Origin of the sequence: Pectobacterium sp. IFB5596, assembly GCF_021432585.1 — a bacterium.
Taxonomy (GTDB): Bacteria; Pseudomonadota; Gammaproteobacteria; order Enterobacterales; family Enterobacteriaceae; genus Pectobacterium; species Pectobacterium punjabense.
The window spans coordinates 48,220-74,669 of record NZ_LXFY01000031.1 but is presented as its reverse complement, the minus strand read 5'-3'; the positions used below and the strand labels follow the sequence as shown (position 1 = coordinate 74,669).

The following is a 26,450-nucleotide window of genomic DNA, read 5'->3' as shown; positions in this document are numbered from 1 at the left end:
TTAACCCGCCGTATTATCAAAACGGAAAACGTCCTGACAGGCAGATTGCAGGCTCTCTGCGCCGTTATCTGTGGCACAATTTTTCGTCCAGCGTGAAGCACCAGTTTCGGTATCCCACGTTGGCGTCAGAATAACGCGTAGCCCTTGCAGAGTAGATTGCCCAGTGAGCGTAATTACTCCTTGTGTGACGCTAACGGCGCTGACATAGCGTGAAGATTTGCTACCAGGAATTCCCTGATTACCTGCGTTGCAGGCCGTAAACGCCGCATTTTCCAGGCCGCAGAGATCGACTGGCGTTTTATAAGACACCATCGTTTGTAGCATGTCTGTGAGCGCCGCCTTTTGCAGATAACCTTGATAGGCGGGGACGCCAATGGCGCTGAGGATAGCAATGATCGCAATCACGATCATCAGCTCAATCAGTGTGAATCCTTGTTGTGTTGTCATGTTGATTTCCCTGTTGTTGCATATAAATTTTGTGGCACATAAATATTGCGGTACATAAATCCATACGGATGGCGGCAGCATAGGAAAGGGAGCGAAGGCTGACGAGCAGGAAAATGTGAAACAGGAAGGCGCTACGACATGTTTTTAGCGACTTGCAGAGGATTGAAAGTTTTTTGCGAGCAGAGACGCAATTTTCACGCTGTTGGGACAGGAAGTCCGCGCGGGATTCGTAGTTTGTGTTGTTACGATGGTGTACGAGAGAATGATATGTCGAGAGGTGAACGAGGTGCGAAATAGCACCTCGCCGATAGAAATAGAGGAGCGATTAGATGAAGCGCATGGATAAATCCAGTGCCTGTACATGTTTGGTTAATGCACCCACGGAGATATAGTCCACGCCAGTTTCTGCATAGCCACGTAGCGTGTCGAGCGTGACATTGCCGGATATTTCCAGTAGCGCACGGCCTTGTGCCAAGCCAACCGCTTCCCGAATATTATCCAGACTAAAATTATCCAGCATAATGATATCGGCACCAGCCTCTAGCGCCTGCTGCAACTCATTCAGTGATTCGACTTCAACTTCTACCGGAACATCGCTGCGTAAAGACTGTGCTTTTTCTACCGCATTTTTGATTGAGCCCGCGGCGATGATGTGGTTTTCCTTGATCAGGAAGGCGTCGGATAAACCGAGTCGGTGGTTGTCTCCGCCACCGCAGGATACGGCGTATTTCAGCGCGGTTCTCAGCCCCGGCAGCGTCTTGCGCGTATCCAGCAGTCGAGTACGCGTTCCCTGCAATACGGCAACATAGCGGCTGACTTCAGTGGCGACACCGGACAGCGTTTGCAGGAAATTCAGCGCAGTACGTTCGCCCGTCAGGAGCTGTTTGGCTGGCCCCGTGATGTCACACAGCGTTTGGTTGGGCGTGATAGCCTCGCCATCGGCAACGTGCCAGACGATCGTGGTCGTGTTGCCTAATTGAGAAAAGACTTCCTCAAGCCAGCGCGTGCCGCAGAATACACCTGCTTCACGCGTGATAATGCGTGCGCTGACGGTCTCGTTGTCGGGGAGCAGAAGCGCGGTAATGTCTTGATTAGCATCGACGATGCCACCTAAATCTTCACGCAAGGCCAGTTGCACGCTGGCGGGGATATCTTGTGCAATACGGGCGAGCAAGGCTTGTTGGCGTTGTTCCTGACTGTAGCGACGCGTTGACATGACAAAACTCCGAAGGGGGATTCGGAGGTCTATGCTACCTTGTTTATATCAGGACATCCAGAATGAATAGTCTTTGTAATTCAATGTATTACTTTCTTTAACTTTCCGGCGAACATGCGTGGTCGCCGGAAAGGAGATGTCATCTTAGAAGTTGTAACCGACGACCAGGTAATAGCCCCAACCGGTAGATTTCACTTCAAACGGACCTTTGCCGAAATTGAGCTCTGTGCCATCAGCCCATTGGCCGCCGTTGTGGAAATAGCGTGCGACGAAAGAGTAGTGCCAGTGGTCGTAACCCAGTGCCAGAATATGGCTGGAGGCAATGGAGTTGTTAGTGCGGCTTGAATTCGATTTATCACGTAGTTCTGAACCGAAATCAAAATTGGTGAAGCTGATATACGAGACGTTACCGCCCATCAGAGAGCCAAGCGGGTAGGAGTATTTCACTTTTACGCGGTAGCCGTCCCACTCATTTTCGTTTGCTGCACCGTAGTTCTGCCATTGGTATTTGGCATAGCCGTTCAGTGATAGCGACAGGTCGGTACCGGTATCAATATCGGTACCTAACCCCATGTACCAGGTGCTTTGGCGTGAACCGCTGTTGCGCCCCTGATCGTAAATAACGTTATTGGCGATGTACCACTCTTTAAACGGACCAAAGCTCAGGTCAGCTCCCGTCAGTTTATCAATCGAGAAGCGTGGTTCGATCTCGACAAACAGTGGGGAGCCTTTGTCCCAAATGCCACGGCTGTCGGGATCGCCACCAAAAAATTTAGGCGCATCGGCGTAACCGTAGAAATCGAACCAGTCTTTACGCGCAAATGCTTCATATTCCAGGTAGGTCGTGCTGTTCAGTTGCGGTCCGAAACGCGTATGGGCGCTGCCGACGACGTTAACGCTTTGGTGCCACCAGTCGGAGAGGTATTCAGCTTTATTGCTGTCGGCAAGAGCTGGCATTGAGCATGACAGTGCGAGCAAGGTGCCTGCGGCGAAAGTGTTTTTCATGTTAAGTACCATAGTGTTAGACGTTATTTACGCCGAGCGTAAGACCGCAAAATAAATTTTGGTAATATCAAAAAAAATCAGGAGATAATTTTGCCATGCATTTTAAGTAAAAATAGACGCAATGCACGAAAACGATTGCTTTTTATTGTGTTATTACATTTGTAATGTGACTTTAATCACACAATGAGGTTGGGATTTTATCTTGCTAAAAAAGATGTGAAAGTCGAAAAAGGCAGGAAAATGGCTAAAACATTACAAAACGAACGGTAAAATCTATTGATATCCAGTTGGATAGATAGGATGACGTGAAACATGGTATCTTGGAGCCGAGGACTTTTAGCTCCAATTGATTTTTCGCTTGATTCAGCCGGCAAACGATACGATGCGAGGTTATCGCCGATGCTTTTGGAAAATGGCTGGTTATCCGACATTACACACACGCCTTCGCCGCATTATGATGGTCGCCCGAATAACGAGGTGCCTTCCTTACTGGTGATTCACAATATCAGCCTACCGCCCGGTGAGTTTGGCGGTCCGTACATTGACCAGCTGTTTACGGCGACATTGGACCCCACTGCGCATCCTTATTTCGCCGATATTTCCCATTTACGCGTCGCTGCACATTGCCTTATTCGTCGCGATGGGCAAACCACGCAGTATGTGTCTTTCGATCAGCGCGCTTGGCATGCCGGTGTTTCGGTGTTTGAAGGTCGTGAACGCTGTAATGATTTCTCTATTGGTATTGAATTGGAAGGTACGGATACGCTGCCTTTTACCATGGAGCAGTATCACTCACTGGTTATGATTACACGCCTATTAATGCGGGCTTATCCTATTACACCGTCTCGAATTACCGGACATAGCGACATTGCTCCGGGCCGTAAAACCGATCCCGGTCCGGCATTTGACTGGGACGGCTATCATCGTCTGCTACAAGAAAACTGGAAAGAAAACAAAGGGAGTCTCGATCAATGACGCTGTTTACACTGTTGCTTACGCTGGCATGGGAACGGTTGTTCAAACAGGGGGAGCATTGGCAGATCGATCATCGGCTTGACGTTGTATTCCGACACGTTCCCTCTCCCTCTCCCTCTTTATTTCAAACGCTGTTCCTGACGTTATGCAGCATGGGAATTGTGGTGGGACTGCTGTGGCTAACGAGTGGCATTCTGTTTGGCCTGATTTCTCTTTTGCTGTGGATTGTTATCAGCCTGATGTGCATTGGTGCGGGTGAGATTCGCCAACACTATCGACGTTATTTGCAGGCTGCACAGCGCGGCGAGGCGGATGCCAGCCGGGAAATGGCGGCGGAACTGGCGTTGATTCACGGTTTACCCGTTGGTGCTGGTGAAAGCGAGCAGCTAAAAGAGCTGCAAAATGCATTGCTATGGATAAATTTCCGGTTTTATCTGGCTCCGCTGTTTTGGTTCGTTGCCGCAGGACCATACGGGCCGGTTGCTCTCGTGGGGTATGCGTTTTTGCGCGCCAGACAAACCTGGCTTGCTCGGCATAACACGCCGCTGGAACGTGCGCAGTCTGGTGTCGATCGTTTGTTGCATTGGCTCGACTGGATTCCCGCTCGTTTGGCTGGTGCGGCTTACGCGTTGCTGGGACATGGTGAAAAAGCGTTGCCTGCCTGGTTCGCATCGCTAGGGGACTCTCGCAGTTCGCAATATTGGGTGTTAACTCAGTTGGCTCAATTTTCTCTGGCGCGTGAATCCCATAGCGAGCCCGTAGAAACGCCCAAAGCCGCCGTGACGCTGGCGAAAAAAGTGACGCTGGTGCTGGTGGTGGTTGTCGCGCTTCTGACGATATACGGTGCGCTGGTCTGATGTTTTTTGGGCGTTGGTAGGAAAAATAATGGCCGACAAGGTCGGCCATTGAATCGAGAAAATGTGGTTAAGGCAGAGGTTTACTTAAGCTGATTTTTCTTTTTGATGAAGTAGCCCACGCCCAGAATAACCAGCCAGACCGGGATCAGCATGACGGAAATCTGAATGCCCGGCGTCAGGAACATGATGACCAATATCCCCGCCAGGAACAGCAGGCAGAGGTAGTTACCCAGCGGATACAGCAACGCTTTAAACTTGGTCACCGTACCTTCTTTGTCCTTCTGTGCACGGAACTTCAGGTGCGCCAGACTGATCATCGCCCAGTTAATCACGAGAGCAGACACGACCAACGCCATTAATAGCTCGAATGCTTTGCCGGGAATAAGGTAGTTAATCAGCACGCAGAGTGCTGTCGCCAGTGCGGAAATACCGATTGCGACAACGGGTACGCCACGGCTATCGACGGTCTCCAGCACTTTCGGGCCATTACCCTGTTTTGCTAACCCGAACAGCATGCGGCTGTTGCAATAAACACAGCTGTTGTAAACCGACAGTGCTGCGGTCAATACCACGATGTTCAGTACCGTAGCTACGACGTTGCTGTTCAGTTCATGGAAGATCATGACGAACGGGCTACCGCCTTCTACAACTTTTCCCCACGGATAAAGCGACAGCAGGATAGCAAGTGAACCGATATAGAAAATCAGAATACGGTAGATCACCTGATTGGTCGCGCGTGGAATACTTTTCTCTGGGTCATCTGCTTCTGCCGCGGTAATCCCCACCAGTTCCAGCCCGCCAAATGAGAACATGATTACGGCCATCGCCATCACCAGACCAAGCCCGCCATTCGGGAAGAATCCGCCCTGCGCCCACAGGTTGGTCACGGTGGCTTCCGGCCCACCTGTACCGCTGAGCAACAGCCAGCCGCCGAAGACGATCATGCCAATAATCGCAGCGACTTTGATGATGGCAAACCAGAACTCCATCTCACCGTAGACTTTGACGTTCGCCAGATTGATAGCGTTAATCAGTAGGAAGAACACCGCGGCGGATACCCAGGTCGGAATATCTGGCCACCAGTACTGGACGTAAATCCCTACAGCACTAAGTTCAGCCATGGCGACCAGAACATACAGTACCCAGTAGTTCCATCCAGATGCAAAGCCCGCGAAGTCGCCCCAATATTTATAAGCAAAGTGGCTGAACGATCCGGCTACCGGTTCTTCAACCACCATCTCGCCCAGTTGGCGCATAATGAGAAACGCGATCAGTCCGCCAATCGCATAGCCTAACAGGACTGATGGTCCGGCCATTTTGATTGTTTGTGCAATACCAAGAAAGAGGCCAGTACCTACCGCGCCACCCAAGGCAATCAACTGAATATGACGGTTTTTCAAACCACGCTTTAGCGTGCCGTCCGTTTGTTGATTATCCATCAAATTTAACCCTCTGCCTGTGCAAGTAAAAAATACGCTGCGTATTATTGACTGTACGTTTGTGTAATTTTATTTTTACGGATTGATTTTTCTTAAATTAAGAAACTCTCTACCGTTTGCCAAAGAATAGTGGTAAGTGCGCAAGATTGCACTGATTTCTTATAGCCTGATAATTAAAAACTATCGTCACATCAAAATTTTTATCTCTCTTCGATTGAACTCCTGATGATGAGAAATAGGTGGGGAATTTGAAAGGTGATACCTCTTTGGGCTTACTCCCTTTTATTGCCTGTTTATCCCCGCTGTAAAAATAGTGTTTACCCCGATAGAGGGCTACTGGTAATCACGCTATCTTTATAAGAATAAAAATCCTTATTTTTTGAATAAAAATTCATTATTTGTGCATTTAAACGGTTCAGCACCGCCTGCTTTACGTTTCAAAAAAGTTAAAATATAGACAGGGGGGATTAATGGTAATACCACAGGCGGGCTATCACTTTGCCGCATGTTTCTCGTGCATTTGTTAAAATCTGGTGGGATTGGTGATTTAGCTCAAGGTCCTTATGGACAGAAGGTGAATACTTTGTTACTTTAGCGTCACGTTTTTGAAATTGGTATTACCAATTGACTCCGCGCCATTCGCAGAGAAGAATTCACCATGGCATACAGCAAGATCCGTCAGCCCAAACTGTCAGATGTGATTGAAAAGCAGTTGGAGTTTCTGATCCTTGAGGGAACCTTGCGCCCCGGCGAGAAGCTCCCACCGGAGCGCGAACTGGCAAAACAGTTCGATGTTTCCCGCCCTTCTCTGAGAGAAGCCATTCAACGCCTGGAAGCCAAAGGTTTACTTTTGCGCCGTCAGGGTGGTGGTACCTTCGTTCAAGCCAATCTATGGCAAAGCGTCAGCGATCCGCTGGCAGAATTACTGAGCACACATCCCGAATCACAGTTCGATCTTCTGGAAACGCGTCATGCGCTGGAAGGCATTGCTGCCTACTATGCGGCGTTGCGTGGCACAGAGTCTGATTTGCAGCGTATCCGGGATTGTCATGCCGTGATTGAGAAGGCGAGGGAAGCGGGCGATCTAGACGCCGAGTCAGAAGCCGTTATGCAGTATCAGGTTGCTGTAACAGAAGCCACGCATAATGTGGTTTTGTTGCATTTGGTACGTTGTATGGGGCCGATGCTCGAACAGAACGTGAGGCAGAATTTTGAATTGCTTTATTTGAGCCGTGAAGTGTTGGCTCAGGTTAGCATTCATCGCGCCAGCATTTTTGAGGCGATTGTTGCCCGTGAGCCAGAGAAGGCGCGCGAAGCATCACACCGCCATCTGGCGTTTATTGAGGAAGTATTGCTGGATCTTAACCGGGAACATAGTCGGCGCGAGAGATCGCTGCGTCGGCTCCAGCAACGCAAGGACTGAGTACCCATATTTTTGGTGCTCTGAATGCGGCAATGACGACGATGAGCCTGTCTTCATGCGTTTTGCTTATGATCAAATATAAGCCAGAATGCATGAAGACAGGCTCCAACAAACCAACTTATTAGAGAAGATAAGGAATAACCATGTCAGATCGTTTAAATAATGACGTGGATCCGATCGAAACCCGCGACTGGCTGCAGGCGATCGAATCGGTCATCCGTGAAGAGGGTGTTGAGCGCGCTCAGTTCCTGATAGATCAGGTTCTGGGTGAAGCGCGTAAAGGCGGTGTCAGCGTTGCTGCTGGTACGGCTGCACGCCAATATATCAACACCATCGCAGTGGAAGACGAACCGGAGTACCCTGGTAATCTGGATCTGGAACGTCGTATTCGCTCAGCAATCCGCTGGAACGCGATCATGACAGTGCTGCGTGCTTCGAAAAAAGATCTGGATCTGGGTGGCCACATGGCTTCTTTCCAGTCTTCCGCTACTTTCTATGAAGTGTGCTTTAACCACTTCTTCCGTGCTCGCACTGCGCAGGACGGCGGCGACCTGGTCTACTTCCAGGGCCACATTTCTCCGGGCGTTTACGCTCGTGCCTTCCTTGAAGGCCGTCTGACAGAAGACCAGATGAACAACTTCCGCCAGGAAGTTCACGGTAACGGTCTGTCTTCTTATCCGCACCCTAAATTGATGCCTGACTTCTGGCAGTTCCCGACCGTTTCTATGGGTCTGGGCCCGATTGGTGCTATCTACCAGGCTAAATTCCTGAAGTATCTGGAAAACCGTGGTCTGAAAGATACCTCTAAGCAAACCGTTTATGCCTTCCTGGGCGACGGCGAAATGGATGAGCCAGAATCCAAAGGTGCGATCACCATCGCGACCCGTGAAAAACTGGACAACCTGGTATTCGTTATCAACTGTAACCTGCAACGTCTGGATGGTCCGGTTACGGGTAATGGTAAGATCATCAATGAACTGGAAGGCATCTTCAGCGGCGCTGGCTGGGATGTGATTAAAGTGATGTGGGGCGATCGTTGGGACGAACTGCTGCGTAAAGACACCAGCGGTAAACTGATCCAACTGATGGAAGAAACCGTCGACGGTGACTACCAGACCTTCAAATCCAAAAATGGTGCCTACGTGCGTGAGCACTTCTTCGGTAAATACCCGGAGACGGCTGCACTGGTTAAAGACTGGAGCGACGATCAGATTTGGTCACTGAACCGTGGTGGTCACGATCCGAAGAAAGTCTACGCTGCACTGAAAAAAGCGCAGGACACCAAAGGCAAACCAACCGTTATTCTGGCGCATACCATTAAAGGTTATGGTATGGGCGACGCGGCGGAAGGTAAGAACATCGCTCACCAGGTTAAGAAAGTTAACATGGACGGCGTACGTTACTTCCGTGACCGCTTCAACGTGCCAGTGAGCGATGAAAACATCGAAAGCCTGCCGTACATCACCTTCGATAAAGATTCCGAAGAGTACAAGTACCTGCACGAACGTCGTCAGGCACTGGGCGGTTACCTGCCATCTCGTCAGCCGAACTTTGATGAGAAGCTTGAGCTGCCAACGCTGGAAGATTTCCGCACGCTGCTGGAAGAGCAGAACAAAGAAATCTCTACCACTATCGCGTTTGTACGTGCCCTGAACGTGATGCTGAAGAACCAATCTATCAAAGATCGTCTGGTTCCGATCATCGCTGACGAAGCGCGTACCTTCGGTATGGAAGGTCTGTTCCGCCAAATCGGTATTTATAGCCCGAAAGGCCAGCAGTACACCCCGCAGGACCGTGAGCAAGTTGCTTACTACAAAGAAGACCAGAAAGGTCAGATTCTGCAGGAAGGTATCAACGAGCTGGGTGCAGGTTCTTCTTGGCTGGCGGCGGCAACGTCTTACAGCACCAACAATCTGCCAATGATCCCGTTCTACATCTACTACTCTATGTTCGGTTTCCAACGTATCGGCGACCTGTGCTGGGCTGCGGGTGACCAACAGGCGCGTGGATTCCTGATCGGTGGTACTTCAGGACGTACAACGCTGAACGGTGAAGGTCTGCAACACGAAGATGGCCACAGCCACATTCAGTCGCTGACTATCCCGAACTGTCTCTCCTACGATCCGGCATTCGCCTATGAAGTTGCGGTGATCATGCATGATGGTCTGCACCGTATGTACGGCGAAGCGCAAGAGAACATTTACTACTACATCACCACGCTGAACGAAAACTACCACATGCCTGCGATGCCGCAGGGTGCGGAAGAAGGTATCCGTAAGGGTATCTACAAGCTGGAAACGGTTGAAGGTAGCAAAGGTAAAGTTCAGCTGCTGGGCTCTGGTTCTATCCTGCGTCACGTACGTGAAGCGTCTCAGATTCTGGCTAAAGACTACGGCATCGGTTCTGACGTATTCAGCGTAACCTCCTTCACTGAACTGGCTCGCGAAGGTCAGGATTGTGAGCGTTGGAACATGCTGCATCCGACCGAAACGCCGCGCGTACCTTACGTGGCTCAGGTACTGAGCGATGCGCCAGCGGTTGCATCTACTGACTACATGAAGCTGTTTGCTGAGCAAATCCGTAACTTCATCCCGGCTAGCGATTACCGCGTACTGGGTACTGACGGTTTCGGTCGTTCTGACAGCCGTGAGAACCTGCGTCACCACTTCGAAGTGGATGCGTCTTACGTCGTGGTTGCGGCTCTGGGTGAACTGGCTAAACGCGGTGAAATCGATAAGAAAGTGGTTGCTGATGCCATCACTAAATTCAACATCGATGCAGATAAAGTTAACCCGCGTCTGGCATAAGAGGTAAAGATTACATGGCTATCGAAATCAACGTACCGGACATCGGTGCAGATGAAGTTGAAGTCACCGAAGTGCTGGTGAAGGTGGGCGACAAGGTTGAAGCTGAACAGTCGCTGATCACGGTTGAAGGTGATAAGGCTTCTATGGAAGTCCCTTCTCCGCAGGCTGGTGTCATTAAAGAGATCAAAGTCTCTGTCGGTGACAAAGTTGAAACCGGCAAACTGATCATGATTTTCGATTCCGCCGACGGTGCAGCTGATGCTGCACCTGCTAAGGCAGAAGAGAAGAAAGAAGCGGCTCCGGCTGCTGCACCAGCAGCCTCTGCGGCGAAAGACGTCAACGTACCGGATATCGGCGGTGACGAAGTTGAAGTGACCGAAGTACTGGTTAAAGTGGGCGACACCGTTGCTGCTGAACAGTCTCTGATCACCGTAGAAGGCGACAAAGCGTCTATGGAAGTCCCGGCACCTTTCGCAGGTACGGTTAAAGAGATCAAAATCAGCACCGGCGATAAAGTCTCTACCGGTTCTCTGATCATGGTATTCGAAGTGGCGGGTGCTGCACCTGCTGCCGCTCCGGCACAAGCCGCTGCTCCAGCAGCAACTGCGCCAGCGGCCTCTGCCGCTAAAGAAGTTAACGTACCGGATATCGGCGGTGACGAAGTCGAAGTGACTGAAGTGATGGTTAAAGTTGGCGATAAAATCGCGGCTGAGCAATCACTGATCACCGTTGAAGGTGACAAGGCTTCGATGGAAGTCCCTGCGCCGTTCGCGGGTACGGTTAAAGAAATCAAAATCAGCACCGGCGACAAAGTGAAAACCGGTTCACTGATCATGGTCTTCGAAGTAGAAGGCGCTGCACCTGCTGCGGCTCCGGCTGCCAAGCAAGAAGCGGCTGCTGCACCAGCTCCGGCGGCAAAACCTGCTGCTGCACCGGCTGCGAAAGCGGAAGGCAAGAGCGATTTCGCCGAGAATGACGCTTACGTTCACGCGACGCCGGTTATCCGCCGTCTGGCACGTGAATTCGGCGTGAATCTGGCGAAAGTGAAAGGTTCTGGTCGTAAAGGCCGTATCCTGCGCGAAGACGTTCAGACTTACGTGAAAGATGCCGTGAAACGCGCTGAGTCTGCGCCAGCTGCTGCCGCTGGCGGCGGTCTGCCAGGCATGCTGCCATGGCCGAAAGTTGACTTCAGCAAGTTTGGTGAAGTTGAAGAAGTGGAACTGGGTCGCATCCAGAAAATTTCTGGTGCTAACCTGAGCCGTAACTGGGTGATGATCCCGCATGTTACGCACTTCGATAAAACGGACATCACCGATCTGGAAGCGTTCCGTAAACAGCAGAACGCCGAAGCTGAGAAGCGCAAACTGGATGTGAAATTCACCCCAGTTGTCTTCATCATGAAAGCCGTTGCCGCTGCGCTTGAGCAGATGCCACGCTTCAACAGTTCCCTGTCTGAAGACGCGCAACGTCTGACGCTGAAGAAATACATCAACATCGGTGTTGCGGTTGATACCCCGAACGGTCTGGTGGTTCCGGTCTTTAAAGACGTGAACAAGAAGAGCATCACTGAGCTGTCTCGCGAACTGATGGCGATTTCCAAGAAAGCCCGTGACGGTAAGCTGACCGCAGGCGAAATGCAGGGTGGTTGCTTCACTATCTCCAGCCTGGGCGGTATCGGGACTACGCACTTTGCGCCGATCGTCAACGCGCCGGAAGTCGCTATTCTTGGTGTGTCTAAGTCCGCGATGGAACCGGTCTGGAATGGTAAAGAGTTCACTCCGCGTCTGATGATGCCGATGTCTCTGTCCTTCGACCACCGTGTCATTGACGGTGCTGATGGTGCTCGCTTCATTACCATCATTAACAACACGTTGTCTGACATCCGCCGTCTGGTGATGTAATCGAAAAGCCGGCCTGACGGCCGGCTTTTTTCTGATAAGCTGTAATTTGTTACAGCGGTCAGTGATCAAGGACAAATCGTTAGTCGCTTGTTGTTTCAAAATTGTTAACGATTTTGTAAACTACTGCGGCAAAGACACGTCCCGGTGGAAGAGGGCGTTATTAAAAATGCACCCTCAATCAGAATGATGACGGGTGTGACGTCACAGACCCGCCGGAAATCAATTAAGAGGTCATGATGAGTACTGAAATTAAAGCTCAGGTAGTGGTACTTGGTGCCGGCCCCGCAGGCTATTCTGCTGCATTCCGCGCGGCGGATTTGGGTCTGGAAACCGTACTGGTAGAGCGCTACTCCACGCTGGGTGGGGTGTGTCTGAATGTGGGCTGTATTCCTTCCAAAGCCCTGCTGCACGTTGCCAAAGTTATCGAAGAGGCCAAAGCACTGGCAGAACACGGTATCGTGTTCGGTGAACCTAAAACCGACATTGATAAGATCCGCCTGTGGAAAGAAAAAGTTATCACCCAGCTGACCGGTGGTCTGGCGGGTATGGCTAAAGGCCGTAAAGTTAAAGTCGTTAACGGTCTGGGCAAATTCACGGGTGCCAACACGCTGGAAGTTGACGGTGAAAACGGCAAAACGACGATCAACTTCGATAATGCGATTATTGCTGCGGGTTCACGTCCTATCCAACTGCCTTTCATTCCTCATAATGACCCGCGCGTATGGGATTCTACCGATGCACTGGAGCTGAAAAGCGTCCCAGGTCGTCTGTTGGTGATGGGCGGCGGTATCATCGGTCTGGAAATGGGTACCGTTTACCATGCTCTGGGTTCACAGATCGACGTTGTTGAAATGTTCGATCAGGTGATTCCAGCCGCTGACAAAGATGTCGTCAAAGTCTTCACCAAACGTATCAGCAAGCAGTTCAATCTGATGCTGGAAACCAAAGTGACGGCAGTAGAAGCCAAAGAAGACGGCATCTATGTGACGATGGAAGGCAAAAAAGCGCCAGCCGAGCCACAGCGTTACGATGCGGTTCTGGTGGCTATCGGTCGTGTACCGAACGGCAAAAACCTGGATGCTGGCAAAGCGGGCGTGGAAGTTGACGATCGCGGTTTCATCCACGTTGATAAGCAAATGCGCACCAACGTGCCACACATCTACGCTATCGGCGACATCGTCGGTCAGCCGATGCTGGCGCACAAAGGCGTGCATGAAGGCCACGTTGCTGCTGAAGTGATCTCCGGTAAGAAACACTACTTCGATCCGAAAGTGATTCCTTCTATCGCCTATACCGAACCAGAAGTTGCCTGGGTGGGTCTGACCGAGAAAGAAGCCAAAGAGAAAGGCATCAGCTACGAAACCGCGACCTTCCCATGGGCGGCGTCTGGCCGTGCTATTGCGTCTGACTGCGCTGACGGTATGACCAAACTGATTTTCGACAAAGAAACTCACCGTGTTATTGGTGGTGCGATTGTCGGGACTAACGGTGGTGAACTGTTAGGCGAAATCGGTCTGGCGATTGAAATGGGCTGTGATGCAGAAGATATCGCACTGACCATCCATGCGCACCCAACGCTGCATGAGTCTGTTGGTCTGGCGGCTGAAATCTTTGAAGGTAGCATTACTGACCTGCCAAACCCGAAAGCGAAGAAGAAGTAAGTTTACTCGCGTTCGATGAATCAGAATCCGGTGCTTAGGCGCCGGATTTTTTTTGTCCGTCAGAAGAGGGAAACACCCGCGCGCAGAGGAAATCCACCAGTGCCCGTACTTTTGGTGACGGATGTTTGCTGGCAGGCCACAGCACATGGAAGACGCCGCTGCGTTCCACATAGTTGCTTAGGATCGGCTGTAGCAGTCCCTTGGCCAGCGGTTCGCGGATAGAGAAATCCGGCAGATAGGCGATCCCCAGTCCTTGTAATGCAAAACAGAGGCGCGTTTCGATGTTGTTGCAGATCATCGACGTGGGCAACGGCAATTCGGGTTCATCGGGATCAAGCCGCAACGCCCAAGGTTCCAGCTTGCCACTGCTGGGAAAGCGGTAGTGCAGGCAAGTGTGTTGCAGCAGATCAGCAGGCTGCTGGGGTGTGCCGTGTTGGGCAAGATAGTCTGGCGCGGCGACCAGCAGAAAACGGAAAATACCCAGCTTGCGTGCCGTGAGGCGTGAATCAACCGGCTCGCCCGTCCGCACAACGGCATCAAAACCTTCCTCAATCACATCTACCATGCGATCGGAGAAGTCCAAGTCCAGTTCGATTTCAGGATAGTCGCGCATGAAATCGCCGAGTATGGGCAGCATCAGCGGGCTAACCAGCGGCAGGCTGACTCGTAGACGTCCGCGTGGTACGGCTTTGCCCTGAGACAGTTCCCGCTCTGCGGCCTCAATTTCGGCCAGAATACGTCGGCTACGCGCTAGAAATAGTGAGCCTTCAGCCGTCAGTGTGATGCTGCGCGTACTGCGGTGAAACAGTCTCACGCCCAGCTTTTCTTCGAGCCGTGCAATGCTTTTCCCCACCGCAGAGGCTGACACGCCAAGTAACCGGCCTGCCGCAACGAAGCTGCGCGTTTCGGCCACCTGTACAAACACCACAAAGCCATTCAGGCTGTCCATATTACTCCTCCATTACGGATGTTTTTTTCCGTATATCTAGGAACTGTAGCCTACTTTTTCTTTAATTGTCGATTTTCTATCGTACCGGGAACGCTCATTAATGAAAGGAACATGTCGTGATAACTCCCTTATTTCCCCCGCGTACCGATTCGCCGACAACGCATCTCTCTGCTCGAATTCAGACAGTCGTTCAACAAGCATTGGACGAGCGGCGTTTGGTTGGTACTGTCGTGCTGGTCGCGCATAACGGCGCATTGATTCATCAGCAGGCTGCCGGATGGGCTGACCGGGAGAAGGCTCGCCCGATGACGCTGGACGCCATCTTCCGGTTGGCTTCGGTAAGCAAACCCATCGTGTCCGTGGCAGTGCTGGTGCTGGTGGCGCAAGGTCGGCTCGATCTGGATGAGGATATTACTCGCTGGATGCCAACGTTCCAGCCCCGGCTGCCCGATGGTTGCCCCTCGCGTATCACGGTGCGACAGCTGCTCAGCCACACAGCAGGTTTGGGCTATCGCTTTTTCGAGGATCATGCGGATGGCCCCTACGCGCGAGCGGGAGTTTCAGACGGTATGGATGCCTCTGGCATTACTCTGGATGAGAACCTGAGTCGCATCGCCAGCGTGCCGTTGTTGTATGTGCCGGGAACGGCCTGGGGTTATTCGCTGGCAACAGACGTACTGGGAGCCTTGATTGAACGCATCCACGGTTCGTCACTGGATGAGGCGATTCGCCAATTGGTGACCGACCCGCTGGGTATGCATGATACTGGATTCGTTGTTCGTGCTCCTTTGCGCCTGACCACCGCTTATGTGAACGACACCCCAGAACCGCATCGCCTGACTGAAGGCGAGATGGTTTCTCCCTTCGAGGGGGCAATCGGTATTGCGTATAGCCCCGCTCGTATCTTTGATGCACAGGCCTTTCCGTCAGGTGGTGCAGGCATGGTGGGGAGCGCGTGGGATCTGCTACGCCTGCTGGAAGCGTTGCGCAAAGGAGAGGGGGTACCACTGCCTGATGCGCTGATTGAGGAGATGGGACGCGATCAGACGCAGGGTCTGGAATTGCCCAACGCACCGGGCTGCGGTTTCGGCCTTGGTTTTTCCGTCTTGCGCGATCCACAGTTAGCCGAGTCACCGGAATCGTCTGGCACCTGGCGCTGGGGCGGTGCCTACGGCCATTCATGGTTTGTCGATCGAACGCAAGGTTTGAGCGTGGTGGCGTTCACCAACACGATGTACGAGGGGATGTCAGGGCGCTTTGTTACCGATCTGCGTGATGCCGTGTATGGCGCCTTGGAGGCAGTGCAATGACAGCCTCAATGAGGGCTACACGTCGTGACAGCTTACCGATTGCCTCACTCTTGGCGTTAGCTACTGCGGCCTTCATCACCATCCTGACCGAAGCGCTGCCTGCGGGCCTGTTGCCACAAATGGCGCAAGGTCTGGCGGTGTCCGAAGCTTGGGTTGGGCAAACCGTCACGATCTATGCCGTGGGGTCTCTGGTGGCTGCGATCCCGTTGACCGCAGCGACGCAAGGTGTATGTCGCCGTCAGTTGCTATTGGCGGCCATCGGAGGTTTTGTTATCGCCAATACGATTACGGCGTTTTCCGGCAGTTATCTGCTGACGATGGCGGCGCGTTTTCTGGCGGGCGTTTCAGCCGGGCTGCTATGGGCGCTACTGGCAGGCTACGCGGCGCGTATGGTGCCTGAACATCAGAAGGGACGCGCTATTGCGATAGCGATGGTGGGCACCCCATTGGCGTTATCGCTTGGCGTACCCGCTGGCACCTTTCTTGGTAACTTACTCAGCTGGCGCATGTGTTTCGGCATGATTAGTGTTTTGGCCGTCATACTCATGGTGTGGGTGCGCATTCAAGTACCCGATTTTGCCGGGCAGCCAGCAGGTAAACGGCTTTCGCTGGGGCAGGTTTTCACCCTCGCAGGCGTGCGATCGGTACTCGTCGTCGTGTTGGCCTTCGTGCTGGCGCATAACATTCTCTACACCTATATCGCGCCGTTTCTCGCGGCGGTGGGTATGGTCGCACAGACCGATCTGGTACTGTTGGTGTTCGGTGTTACCTCATTGCTGGGCATCTGGATCGTCGGTGTACTGATCGACGGCTATTTGCGAGCCTTGACGCTTGGCTGTTCGGCACTGTTCTGCCTGTCCGTCGTGGTGCTTGGCGTAGCGGGGGATGTGCCAGTGGTTGTTTATGTCGCTGTGGCAGTCTGGGGACTTGCTTTTGGTGGCGTGCCAACCTTGTTCCAAACGGCCATGGTCAACACCGCGGAGAAGGAAGCCGATGTCGCGCAGTCTATGCTGGTCACCGCCTGGAATATGGCGATCGCCGGGGGCGGTATCATCGGCGGTGTTTTGCTGGAGCACATCGGTGTTGCCGCATTTTCTCCAGCAATGTTCGTCTTGTTACTAGTGACACTGATTGTGGTGTGGTTCGCCAGACCACACGGTTTCCCTGCGGCACGGCGGTAAGGTGCCGGATTTTTTGTTCACGTGAGCCTGCGATGAATCAACCTATTTTCCTGTTTCGTCTGGCTGCAATGTTTATGGGGAGCGCCACGGCGTAAATTGGCTAAAATGTGCATGATGTTTGGTATGATAGTCACCAACGACGAGCAACAGGCTATGCTTACAATGTCACCAGTACTCAACGATAGCGGGAGTTTTGATATGGCGATTCTTCCAATGTCATATAGTCCCGCCACTATGGCGCGGGAATATCGGAAAATTGGCGAAACGAGTGTGAACGGTCGCGCGGTGGATATTTATATCCATAACGAGCGGCATCATGCCGTTGCTATATACGGAGAACCTGATGACGTTAACGGAGATTTACGGCATGTTGTCGTCGCAAAGATTGACCTAAAATCTCGTCACAGCAATGATGAAACCGAAACTATTTTGGCGGTTATCGGTTATTACGAAAATCTGCAACTGGTAGGTGACAGTCTTGCTCAGGTTGAAGGTGTGATTGTCACTAAACGTGAACGAAACGCCAATGTCGCGAGCGCCATGTATAAGGCGCTCATTAATGACGGCATTGTGCTGGTGAGTGATAACGTTCAATTCCCAGGTGGGAAAGCGTTGTGGGCACGTATGGCGCGTAAAGAAGTGGGTATTCAGGTATTTGTATTCGACTCAGAACAGCGTGCGTTTTGGCCGTATGACGGAGAACGAATCCGATATGATGGTCGCAGTATTCCCGAAGGCGATATCTGGAGCCTTGCACCGAATGAATCGCGAAAAGGGGTTGTGCTGGTGGCTGAACGTAAACGAGGTGAATCCGTAGCCTGATGTCATTTTGCGCCTACTGCTACGATGAATCATAATCCGGCACCGTAAAGGTGTCGGATTTTTTTGCCGGGCGCTTCGCAGAATGCGCGTTCCGTCCGTTTATTTTTAGCCGCGTCAATTACAATCAAACCTCAAAAAAGAAACGATGTTTTGTTTTTGAGGTTATGATGAATCTGAATACCTTACGCTCCTCTGTCTGGTTATTGGCGGCGTTGCTAGCCAGCCCTTCACTGATGGCGAACGATATGAACCCTTCTCCTCAAATAGCGGCGGATCAGGCGGTGACGGATGAAGGTCTGCCTTCATTTTATCCGCAGCTTAAGCAGCAGATGACCTACTCTGATTCCTGGCTATCTGGAAACTTTACGGATTTTAGTCAGTGGCAATCCCAGTCGAGAAAAACGCTGCGTTCGCTGCTTCTGACGCCAGACTCGACTAAAGACTTTGCGCCGCAGGCGATTGAAAAACAGGATCGTGGCAGCTACACGGCAGAAAAGGTCGCTTTTAATCTCACCGATGAAAGTCGCGTAGACGCGTTGCTTCTGACGCCAAAAAGCGCGGGGCCGCATCCAGCGGTCATCCTGCTGCACGATCACGGCGCGAAGTTTGATATCGGCAAAGAGAAGATGATCAAGCCGTGGGGCAATGACGAACAGCTTGCTTCCGCACAGGCGTGGGCCGATAAGTTCTTCACAGGGCGCTTTGTCGGCGATGAGCTGGCGAAGCGAGGCTATGTGGTGCTGGCCGTAGATGCGTTAGGTTGGGGATCGCGTGGGCCGATCAAATATGAACAGCAGCAGGCGCTGGCGAGTAATTTCTTTAATCTGGGACGCTCGCTCGCGGGTCTGATGGCCTACGAAGATATGCGGGCGACGGATTTTCTGGCATCGCTTGAGCAGGTCGATAAGCAGCGTATTGGTGTCGTTGGCTTTTCGATGGGGGCCTATCGTGCCTGGCAGCTCGCTGCGCTATCCGACAAGGTAGCGGCAACGGCAGCGGTGTCTTGGATTGGTACGTATGACGGTCTGATGACGCCGGGCAATAACGTGTTGAGAGGCCAGTCAGCATTCTATATGTTGCATCCGGGGCAACCGACACGCTTTGATTTCCCCGATGTAGCGAGTGTCGCCGCGCCAAAGCCGATGCTGTTATTTAACGGCGGCCAAGACAAGCTGTTCCCGACGAAATCGGTCGAAGATGCTTATGCCAAAATGCATGAGGTGTGGCAATCCCAACGAGCGGACAACAAGCTGCAAACCAAGATCTGGCCTGAGTTAGGGCATGTTTTCTATCAGGAACAGCAGGAAGAAGTCTTTAGCTTTCTGGAACAATGGCTGAAACCCTAGCCGTCAGTGCCTGAATTGTAATATGTTTTTTGATAACATCAGCTTACTGATGCATTATTCGCCTCTGCGTGCTGTAGCATTCAGGGGCTTTTTAATTTTACAGGGATGAGGCGATGAAGAAATATCTGGGCATTGTCATGATGGTGCTATGGCTGTCGGGTTGTAATGGCGAAGAAACACTTAGCGAGGGGAAATATCTGGTTGAGGACGTTCGCTTTGTGTTTGATAACAGTAAAAATCCTGAAGCCAATAAAAACAGAGATGATCTTCAGGAACATATTACGCAAAGTCTTAAACACATTAAAAACGACATCTATTTTAACCTGACACCAACGCAGGTGAGTTACTACAGTGTGGATGGCGAACATACCGAGGACATAAAAGAGAACCGAGTACAGGTAAACGGTTCGTGGCATACGCTAAAAATTACCGGGAAAAATACGGTTCAGTTCGTATCGGATAAAAGCGCTGCCTGCGGGTTTTATTACTGTGAGATCACCATGGTCTTGAAAAAGACGGAAACGCAGTCCCCCGATTTACTCAAAATCCAGCAGCGTTTTGACGATAGCAAAAAAGCCTATCAGGCGTGGCTTCTTGAAGAGAAAGAAATATTTAACCGTACGCCGATGGACGATTTCCCTGGTATCCCTTTTTATCCTGAAGACGACTTTACGATTAAGCTGCCGTTTGCCATGTTCGACAAGCTGAGTTTGTGGGAGCACGGGACTTATATTCGCAGGATGGGACGCCTGCTTATCGACCGGGAAAATAAAGACACGCAGATCTATTCCTATCGAGATAAGCAGAATAAAACTGACTTTGACCTGTTTACCGTGAGCGCGGCAAAAGAGGATTTTAATCTCGCATCGTGGCTGGAAGGGCAAAAGGGCGTGTTGTTCCAGTCGGAAAACGGCGCGGCATACGATAATCGACAGGGCACATTGGAAGCGGTCTATTTTCAATATGATGAGGCTAAGCAGCGCTATTTTATTGGGTTAGCGAATGCTGAAGACACCGAATCGCTAGCCAAGGCATTTACCGTACTGCGTACGATGGATGAACGCTATCGTGGTAAGCAGGCACTGTCGATGTACGATCTGGCATTATCTCCACAGGCGTTGGAAGCGAAGTATGGTGTAAAGATTGCTGATACATTTAATATCGCAGAAATGCATCAGCAGATATGGAAGGACATAAATAAAAATCTGGAAAAGCCCGAACGTTTTATCGATCGGGGAATGAAACGTATACGGATAAGATTCCCGTCAGAAGTCTTTATGTATGACATTTATTTTCAGGTCTCTCCCCAGTCAATCCCTGAACTTATGGCTGAAACTAAGGAAATTGTTCCTGAAGGTAAACAGGTGGATGACGTCTTTATTTATGGTGATAGCGCGTTTGCCGGCTATGAATATGACGCTCATGTCGGAAATGGGCTCATATTGCAATTCTTGGTGCCGAAGGATTCAGGAACACCGCTGGAACGGTTAATGTTTCTGCATGTATTACGGCAGCTTGATATGACACATTTCCCCATGATTTCTGAGCAGGAAGGAAAAAATCTATCTAAGTATGAGCGTGCGCCACTTTTCGGATCTAACCTTGGCGATCGTTATTTCAATGTGAAAGAAGGTCTCATCGACAGCGTGGGCAACTTGATTATTGCTAGCCCTACTGATGGCTATTTTGAGTTTAAATACAACTCACCCCATATCTTGGCGACCCGTTATAAATCAGAGGGGGAAGGGAATTATTCCAGAGTACCGGGTGTGATGGTCTTTGATGAAAAAGGAAAATTGATTTCCCATCAGAAAGACTAATCGGAGCTGACGGCGTGGTGGTTGTCGGTAATGGTATTGTGGGGAATAGCGCTGTCGATAATGATGGCTATCGACAGCGCTTCGTATCCCGTTAAAACCAGCATTGTTAAAATAACAGCCCAAGTAAATAGCGTAGATCGCCGTCCTGCCGTAATGCGCAACGATCGGCGATCTGGTTACTGTCGAGATGCGCCAGAGAACCGATGGTTTGCTGCAATTTGGCGCGCAGATCGGTGGGACGTGCTGAGGTTTCCTGACGTGTGGTACGCTGGATCAGCATGCTGCCGTTACGCAAATGCAGGGTAACCTCATGAAAACGTGCCTCTGGGTCAAGCTCATCAGGTGGCGCGGTTTCATCGGCGCGGCGTATGACTCGACTCGCTAGCGCGGCGATCGTGGTTTCAACCGGTGCTTCCGAAAAATGCGCCAGCTTCAGTTCCCCTTCAATCAGCGCGGCCGCAATGACATATTCCAGACTGAAGCGTGCCTCTACGCCGTTGGTCGCGTTACGGATGAAAGGAGCAACGTCACCGCCCGGCGGGAAGGTCACCGTGATATGCTCGATGGCGTCAGCCAGATCGGCATCCGCCCCATTTTGCTCATGCCACCGTTCCCGCAACGCAAACGCAGCCTCGGCGGCGCTGTGGGTTCCGCCACAGGTTGGATAGCGCTTGAACTCCAGACCGGGAGAAAGCATGCGCCACGGGGCTCCCCAGTTTTCTACCAGCAGCGCTGGTTGCTGTTTTTGATCGCCATGCGCGGCAAGAAAGGCATCAATTACCCGTTGTGGGTTGCCCTCGAAGCCCGCTAACCCCAGCTTGACGGCGGTTAATCCCGCTCTGGCAGAAAGCCCTGCATGTAGCGGTTTGACCGCGGAACCAAACTGCGCCCGTAGCCCTGCGGCCTGTGTAGCGGCCAGGCCAAGAATAGTTTGCGTTTGCTCCACCGAGGCTCCAGCCAGACGTGCCGCCGCCGCAGCAGCAGCGATAGCGCCGAGCGTAGCCGTGTTGTGATAGCCGAGGCTGTAATGACGCGGGCCGCATGCCAGCCCGATTCTGCCTGCGGCTTCTACGCCGATCACATAGGCCGTCAAAAATGCCTCTTCTGTAACGGATGGCTCTTCTGCGGCAAGGGCAAACAGTGCAGGCAGGATGACGGTGCTGGGGTGGCCGCGAAACGCCGGATGATAATCGTCAAAGTCCAGTACGTGACCGGAGTAACCCAAAATCAGGCTACGCGTCAGGCTGTCCGCACCGCTGAATACCTGCTTTAACGGCGCGAGCCCGCTATCAACAATCGCACCCTGTGCGATCGGGAGCGCGGTAGAGATGAAGTCAGTCACCCCTTCACGGGCGGCATCAATCGCTTCCCGATTGGGTTCGCTATGGATGATGTGGTGGGCAAGCGTTGCGGTGATATCAGTCTGATTGGTCATGGGTAGTCATGTGTGCTGGCAGATAAAACACTAATTTACTGTGCATCGCTGAAGAGCGATTAATAACCAAACAGAATAACAAATTCCATTTGGTTATTAATGGTGGAGATCAGAAGCGGTCTTTTAGCTGCCCTGGCGTAATCCCGAATGCTCGTCGCAGCGCGGTGGCAAAGTTAGCGGGACTGTTGTAGCCAGCAATGCTGGCTGCCTGAGCGATACCGATGCCGTCCTTCTGCAAAGCCAGCATGGCGCGCTGCAAGCGACAGTTACGCAGGTATTCAAAAACGCTCATATTGAACGTCTGACGAAAATGGCGTTGTAGCGTGCTTTCACTCATGTTGACGCTTTTGGCGATTTCGCTCATCGAAAGATGGTCAGCGCTGCCGCTTTCCAGCATATCTCTGATTTGTTGAATACGATGGTAGCCGCGCAGGGTGACACCGCTGTTTTTCTCTTGCGCCACGCTGGCGGTTAGTGACGTAAACGCCTCGATAATCAGGCTCATGCACTGCGTTTCCAGATAAAGGCGCTGGAGCGGCGTTTGGCAAGGTTTAGCATCCAGCGTTTGTAAAGCAATCGCCAGCGCCTGTCGGGACGGTGTCCATAAGTGTGTTGCAAGATGGGTCTGCGTGAAATCGTGGATGGCCTGCCAGTCACCGACGGTGTCCATCATATTGCCGTACAGCCATTCTCTGTCGAACGTCAGCGTAATGGTTCGTTCATATTCATCACGCTTGCCGATGCGGGTAAACATCGTCGGTTCCGTCAGCGAAATCAGCGAGGCTGGCTGGCTCTCTCCCAGATGCAGTTCCTGATGGGCAAATGAAATATGCGCATTGCCGCTCACTACGATGGCGAGCTTGATCGCGCCATCCAGCAGGTTTTGGGTTTTCATGTTGTGACGATTAATCACATCAGCGGTATGCAGGATCAGATGCGGATTGAGCTGCACGACGGTGAACGAACCGAATAACACGGCTGTGTTATCGATCAGCCGAGGGCCGATAAAACGGTAATTATTCGCGACCAGACTCGATTGCTGAACGATGTGATCTTTATAGATCGGCTTTGATGACTGAGTGAAGCTGCGCACGTGATTACCTACCTGATTAAACCCTTCGACCTGCGCCTTCCATTTTGATGCTTTGGCAAAACATTTTGCTGCTAGAGCAAACCCCGTCCTGAATGACAAATGTAACAATGACCGCGCCAAAATGGTAATGCAAATACTTCTCAATAGCATTTTTCGTTGAGGAGGTCACATTGCACGATAAATGCATTTTCCATTTCCGGCAATGCGGAGAAAGAGGGCTGATTGATGACAAACAGTATTTCATAACAATGCGACGTGATGCCCCCGTTTGCATGACGCTTCTCTCCTGATAACCGTACGTCTGCGCGTTTTATCTCCGCCGTTATTCAGCACTGTTGCTGATTGTCATTAGGTGTCGCTGTACCGGCTGCGATGTTGATCCTTTTTCAGGCTACTTATTCATTTCTTACAGGGCAGGATAATTTTGATGAAACTACCACAATCGCGCCGTTATCTGGCGACGCTCATTGGCGTTAGCTGCGGGATGACGTCGTTTCTGAGTGCGGCGCAGACCTCGACCATTCCTTCAACAGAACCTGCCTCTCAGGTGCAGAATCAGGCCGAAAATAGTCCATCGGGCGATACGATGGTGGTGACGGCTGCGGAGCAAACGCGTCAGGCTCCGGGTGTGTCGGTAATCACGGCTGAGGATATCAGCAAACGTCCGCCCGCTAACGATCTGTCAGAACTGATTCGCACCATGCCAGGCGTTAATCTGTCCGGTAACTCAACTAGCGGCCAGCGTGGCAACAATCGTCAGATCGATATCCGCGGCATGGGGCCGGAAAACACGCTGATTCTGGTGGATGGTAAGCCAGTGTCAAGCCGTACGGCAGTACGTTACGGTTGGCGCGGTGAGCGTGATACCCGCGGCGATACCAACTGGGTACCTGCCGACATGGTTGAGCGCATTGAAGTGCTGCGCGGTCCTGCGGCAGCGCGCTATGGTAACGGTGCCGCAGGCGGTGTGGTCAACATCATCACCAAACAGCCGACGCAAGAATGGCACGGTACCTGGAATACTTATCTGAACGCGCCGGAACATAGCTCGGAAGGTGCAACCAAGCGTACCGATTTCAGCCTGATGGGCGGTCTGACCGACAGCCTGAGCTTCCGCCTGTTTGGTAATGTGAATAAAACCGAGGCTGATGCACGTGATATTAACCAAGGGCATCAGTCCGCGCGTGCGGGCAATCAGTCAGCTTCACTGCCTTCCGGGCGTGAAGGGGTACGCAACAAGGATATCAACGGCCTCCTGCGTTGGGATATGACGCAGCAACAGTCGCTGGAGTTTGAGGCTGGTTCCAGCCGTCAAGGCAATATCTATGCGGGCGATTCGCAAAATACCAACACTAACCCGCTTGTCGTCAGCAATTATGGCAAGGAAACCAACCGCATGTACCGCCAGAATTTTGCGGTCACACATCGCGGCTATTGGGACAGCGGCGTTAGCTCTACGTCGTATCTGCAATACGAACGTACGCACAACACCCGTATCCTTGAGGGACTGTCTGGCGGTTTAGAAGGGATTTTTGATACGGCCAATCCAAACCAATATGGCACGATAAAACTGGATAACTTCACTGCGCACAACGAAGTGAATATTCCTCTGAATGTCTGGGTCGATCAGGTACTCACGTTTGGGGTTGAGTGGAACGAACAGAAGATGAAGGACCCAGTTTCAAATGCGCAGGATACGGATGAAGCAGGGAGTATCGGTTCGTTAAGTAGCCGTGGTCGTAGCGAGCGATCTTCCGCCCGTCTGGCTTCTGCCTTTGTGGAAGATAACGTCCAATTGACGGACAGCACCATGCTGACGCCTGCACTGCGTGTCGATCATCACAGCACCGCGGGAACCAACTGGAGCCCGTCGCTCAATCTGGCGAGGAGCTGGGCGACGACTATACGCTGAAGTTAGGCATCGCCCGCGCTTATAAAGCACCGAACCTGTACCAAACGAATGAGAACTATATCCTCTATAGTCGTGGTCAGGGCTGTTCCGGCGGTACTCCTTGCTACCTGATTGGCAATGAAGATCTGAAAGCGGAAACCAGCCTGAATAAAGAGATTGGTCTGGAGTTTCACCGCGATGGGTTGATCGCGGGCGTCACCTACTTCCATAACGATTACCGTAACAAAATTGAAGCAGGCAACAATGTTATCGGTAAAGCGGTGGGCGGGAGCGATTTAAGATATGCCAACGCCAATATCTTCCAGTGGGGCAATGTACCTAAGGCCGTTATTCAGGGGCTGGAAGGTAACCTGACCGTTCCTGTTACGGAGACCATCAACTGGCGTAACAACCTGACCTGGATGCTGGAATCGAAAAATAAAACCACAGGCGATTATCTGTCGATTACGCCGGAGTTTACCCTGAACTCATCAGTGGACTGGCAGGCAACGGAGAACCTTTCCTTCCTGGCCGATGTGACTTGGTATGGTCGCCAGAAGCCGAAGAAATATAACTACAAAGGTGAGCGCGTAACGGGTAGCGCAACCAATGAGTTAAGCCCTTATGCACTGTTCGGGTTAAGCAGTACCTATAAGTTTAACAAGAACCTGAGCGTGACCGGTGGTGTCGATAACCTGTTTGATAAACGCCTGTTCCGCGCGGGTAACGCGCAGGATGTGGTGAACACGACCAATAATACCGTCACCATCGCGGGTGCCGGTGCGGCAACCTATAACGAACCGGGACGGACTTTCTTTGTCAGCGTGAATACGTCGTTCTAAGTTTTATCTCCGTCATACTGAATCGCGAGC

The 26,450-nt window shown here is 51.8% G+C and carries 18 protein-coding genes and 1 pseudogene; 12 read left to right on the top strand and 7 right to left on the bottom strand.

From position 1 onward, the window contains the following. The 3 genes from ppdD to A6301_RS19265 form a co-directional block, all read right to left on the bottom strand. Window positions 1–447 carry a prepilin peptidase-dependent pilin gene (ppdD, locus tag A6301_RS19275; RefSeq protein ID WP_234258518.1) on the bottom strand — a complete coding sequence of 149 codons (447 nt, stop codon included), beginning with the start codon at window positions 445–447 and terminating at the stop codon, window positions 1–3. 325 nt (window positions 448–772) lie between these two features. Beyond that, window positions 773–1,663: a carboxylating nicotinate-nucleotide diphosphorylase gene (gene nadC / locus A6301_RS19270; protein WP_234258517.1), complete on the bottom strand. Its 891-nt coding sequence runs from the start codon at window positions 1,661–1,663 to the stop codon at window positions 773–775. Between the two features lie 144 nt (window positions 1,664–1,807). Beyond that, window positions 1,808–2,668 carry a nucleoside-specific channel-forming protein Tsx gene (locus tag A6301_RS19265; protein ID WP_205540262.1) on the bottom strand — a complete coding sequence of 287 codons (861 nt, stop codon included), beginning with the start codon at window positions 2,666–2,668 and terminating at the stop codon, window positions 1,808–1,810. Window positions 2,669–3,067: 399 nt separating this feature from the next. On the opposite strand from A6301_RS19265, the gene ampD reads away from it, so the two are divergent. Both ampD and ampE read left to right on the top strand, forming a co-directional pair. Further along, window positions 3,068–3,643 carry a 1,6-anhydro-N-acetylmuramyl-L-alanine amidase AmpD gene (ampD, locus tag A6301_RS19260; RefSeq protein WP_107168000.1) on the top strand — a complete coding sequence of 192 codons (576 nt, stop codon included), beginning with the start codon at window positions 3,068–3,070 and terminating at the stop codon, window positions 3,641–3,643. Beyond that, a complete protein-coding gene (gene ampE, locus A6301_RS19255) occupies window positions 3,640–4,500 on the top strand; it encodes a beta-lactamase regulator AmpE (RefSeq protein ID WP_234258516.1) in 861 nt (286 codons plus the stop codon). Before ampD ends, ampE begins: the two co-directional genes overlap by 4 nt. 80 nt (window positions 4,501–4,580) lie before the next feature. Here ampE and A6301_RS19250 read toward each other — a convergent pair whose 3' ends face one another. Next, complete coding sequence (locus tag A6301_RS19250; RefSeq protein ID WP_205540261.1) at window positions 4,581–5,939, bottom strand: amino acid permease; 1,359 nt, start codon at window positions 5,937–5,939, stop codon at window positions 4,581–4,583. A 658-nt stretch (window positions 5,940–6,597) separates the two neighbouring features. Here A6301_RS19250 and pdhR point away from each other — a divergent pair. The 4 genes from pdhR (at window position 6,598) to lpdA (ending at window position 13,731) form a co-directional block, all read left to right on the top strand. Next, window positions 6,598–7,362, top strand: coding sequence for a pyruvate dehydrogenase complex transcriptional repressor PdhR (pdhR, locus tag A6301_RS19245; RefSeq protein WP_137740032.1), 765 nt, complete (start codon window positions 6,598–6,600; stop codon window positions 7,360–7,362). Between the two features lie 143 nt (window positions 7,363–7,505). After that, window positions 7,506–10,169 carry a pyruvate dehydrogenase (acetyl-transferring), homodimeric type gene (gene aceE / locus A6301_RS19240; RefSeq protein ID WP_107168004.1) on the top strand — a complete coding sequence of 888 codons (2,664 nt, stop codon included), beginning with the start codon at window positions 7,506–7,508 and terminating at the stop codon, window positions 10,167–10,169. 14 nt (window positions 10,170–10,183) lie between these two features. Next, entirely contained in the window at window positions 10,184–12,070 is a 1,887-nt protein-coding gene (gene aceF, locus A6301_RS19235) for a pyruvate dehydrogenase complex dihydrolipoyllysine-residue acetyltransferase (protein WP_234258515.1), read from the top strand. Between the two features lie 236 nt (window positions 12,071–12,306). Next, window positions 12,307–13,731, top strand: coding sequence for a dihydrolipoyl dehydrogenase (gene lpdA / locus A6301_RS19230; RefSeq protein WP_107168006.1), 1,425 nt, complete (start codon window positions 12,307–12,309; stop codon window positions 13,729–13,731). Window positions 13,732–13,765: 34 nt separating this feature from the next. Here lpdA and A6301_RS19225 read toward each other — a convergent pair whose 3' ends face one another. Then, window positions 13,766–14,680: a LysR family transcriptional regulator gene (locus A6301_RS19225; RefSeq protein ID WP_107168007.1), complete on the bottom strand. Its 915-nt coding sequence runs from the start codon at window positions 14,678–14,680 to the stop codon at window positions 13,766–13,768. 116 nt (window positions 14,681–14,796) lie between these two features. On the opposite strand from A6301_RS19225, the gene A6301_RS19220 reads away from it, so the two are divergent. From A6301_RS19220 to A6301_RS19200, 5 genes are all read left to right on the top strand, one after another. After that, a complete protein-coding gene (locus tag A6301_RS19220) occupies window positions 14,797–15,990 on the top strand; it encodes a serine hydrolase domain-containing protein (protein ID WP_234258514.1) in 1,194 nt (397 codons plus the stop codon). Then, on the top strand, window positions 15,987–17,171 hold the full coding sequence (locus A6301_RS19215) for an MFS transporter (protein WP_255764878.1): 1,185 nt from the start codon (window positions 15,987–15,989) through the stop codon (window positions 17,169–17,171). The genes A6301_RS19220 and A6301_RS19215 overlap by 4 nt, the downstream gene beginning before the upstream one ends. Before the next feature lie 198 nt (window positions 17,172–17,369). Continuing rightward, window positions 17,370–17,993, top strand: coding sequence for a hypothetical protein (locus tag A6301_RS19210; RefSeq protein ID WP_234258512.1), 624 nt, complete (start codon window positions 17,370–17,372; stop codon window positions 17,991–17,993). Window positions 17,994–18,160: 167 nt separating this feature from the next. Further along, window positions 18,161–19,339 (top strand): dienelactone hydrolase family protein, encoded by a 1,179-nt coding sequence (locus tag A6301_RS19205; RefSeq protein WP_234258557.1) that lies wholly within the window; start codon window positions 18,161–18,163, stop codon window positions 19,337–19,339. Window positions 19,340–19,452: 113 nt separating this feature from the next. Beyond that, window positions 19,453–21,159 carry a hypothetical protein gene (locus A6301_RS19200; protein ID WP_234258511.1) on the top strand — a complete coding sequence of 569 codons (1,707 nt, stop codon included), beginning with the start codon at window positions 19,453–19,455 and terminating at the stop codon, window positions 21,157–21,159. Between the two features lie 106 nt (window positions 21,160–21,265). Here A6301_RS19200 and A6301_RS19195 read toward each other — a convergent pair whose 3' ends face one another. Both A6301_RS19195 and A6301_RS19190 read right to left on the bottom strand, forming a co-directional pair. Beyond that, window positions 21,266–22,594, bottom strand: coding sequence for an MmgE/PrpD family protein (locus tag A6301_RS19195; RefSeq protein ID WP_234258510.1), 1,329 nt, complete (start codon window positions 22,592–22,594; stop codon window positions 21,266–21,268). 109 nt (window positions 22,595–22,703) lie between these two features. Continuing rightward, entirely contained in the window at window positions 22,704–23,687 is a 984-nt protein-coding gene (locus tag A6301_RS19190; RefSeq protein ID WP_205540253.1) for an AraC family transcriptional regulator, read from the bottom strand. Between the two features lie 427 nt (window positions 23,688–24,114). On the opposite strand from A6301_RS19190, the pseudogene A6301_RS19185 reads away from it, so the two are divergent. Beyond that, window positions 24,115–26,420, top strand: a pseudogene (locus tag A6301_RS19185) (TonB-dependent siderophore receptor). The last annotated feature ends 30 nt before the right edge of the window (window positions 26,421–26,450 follow it).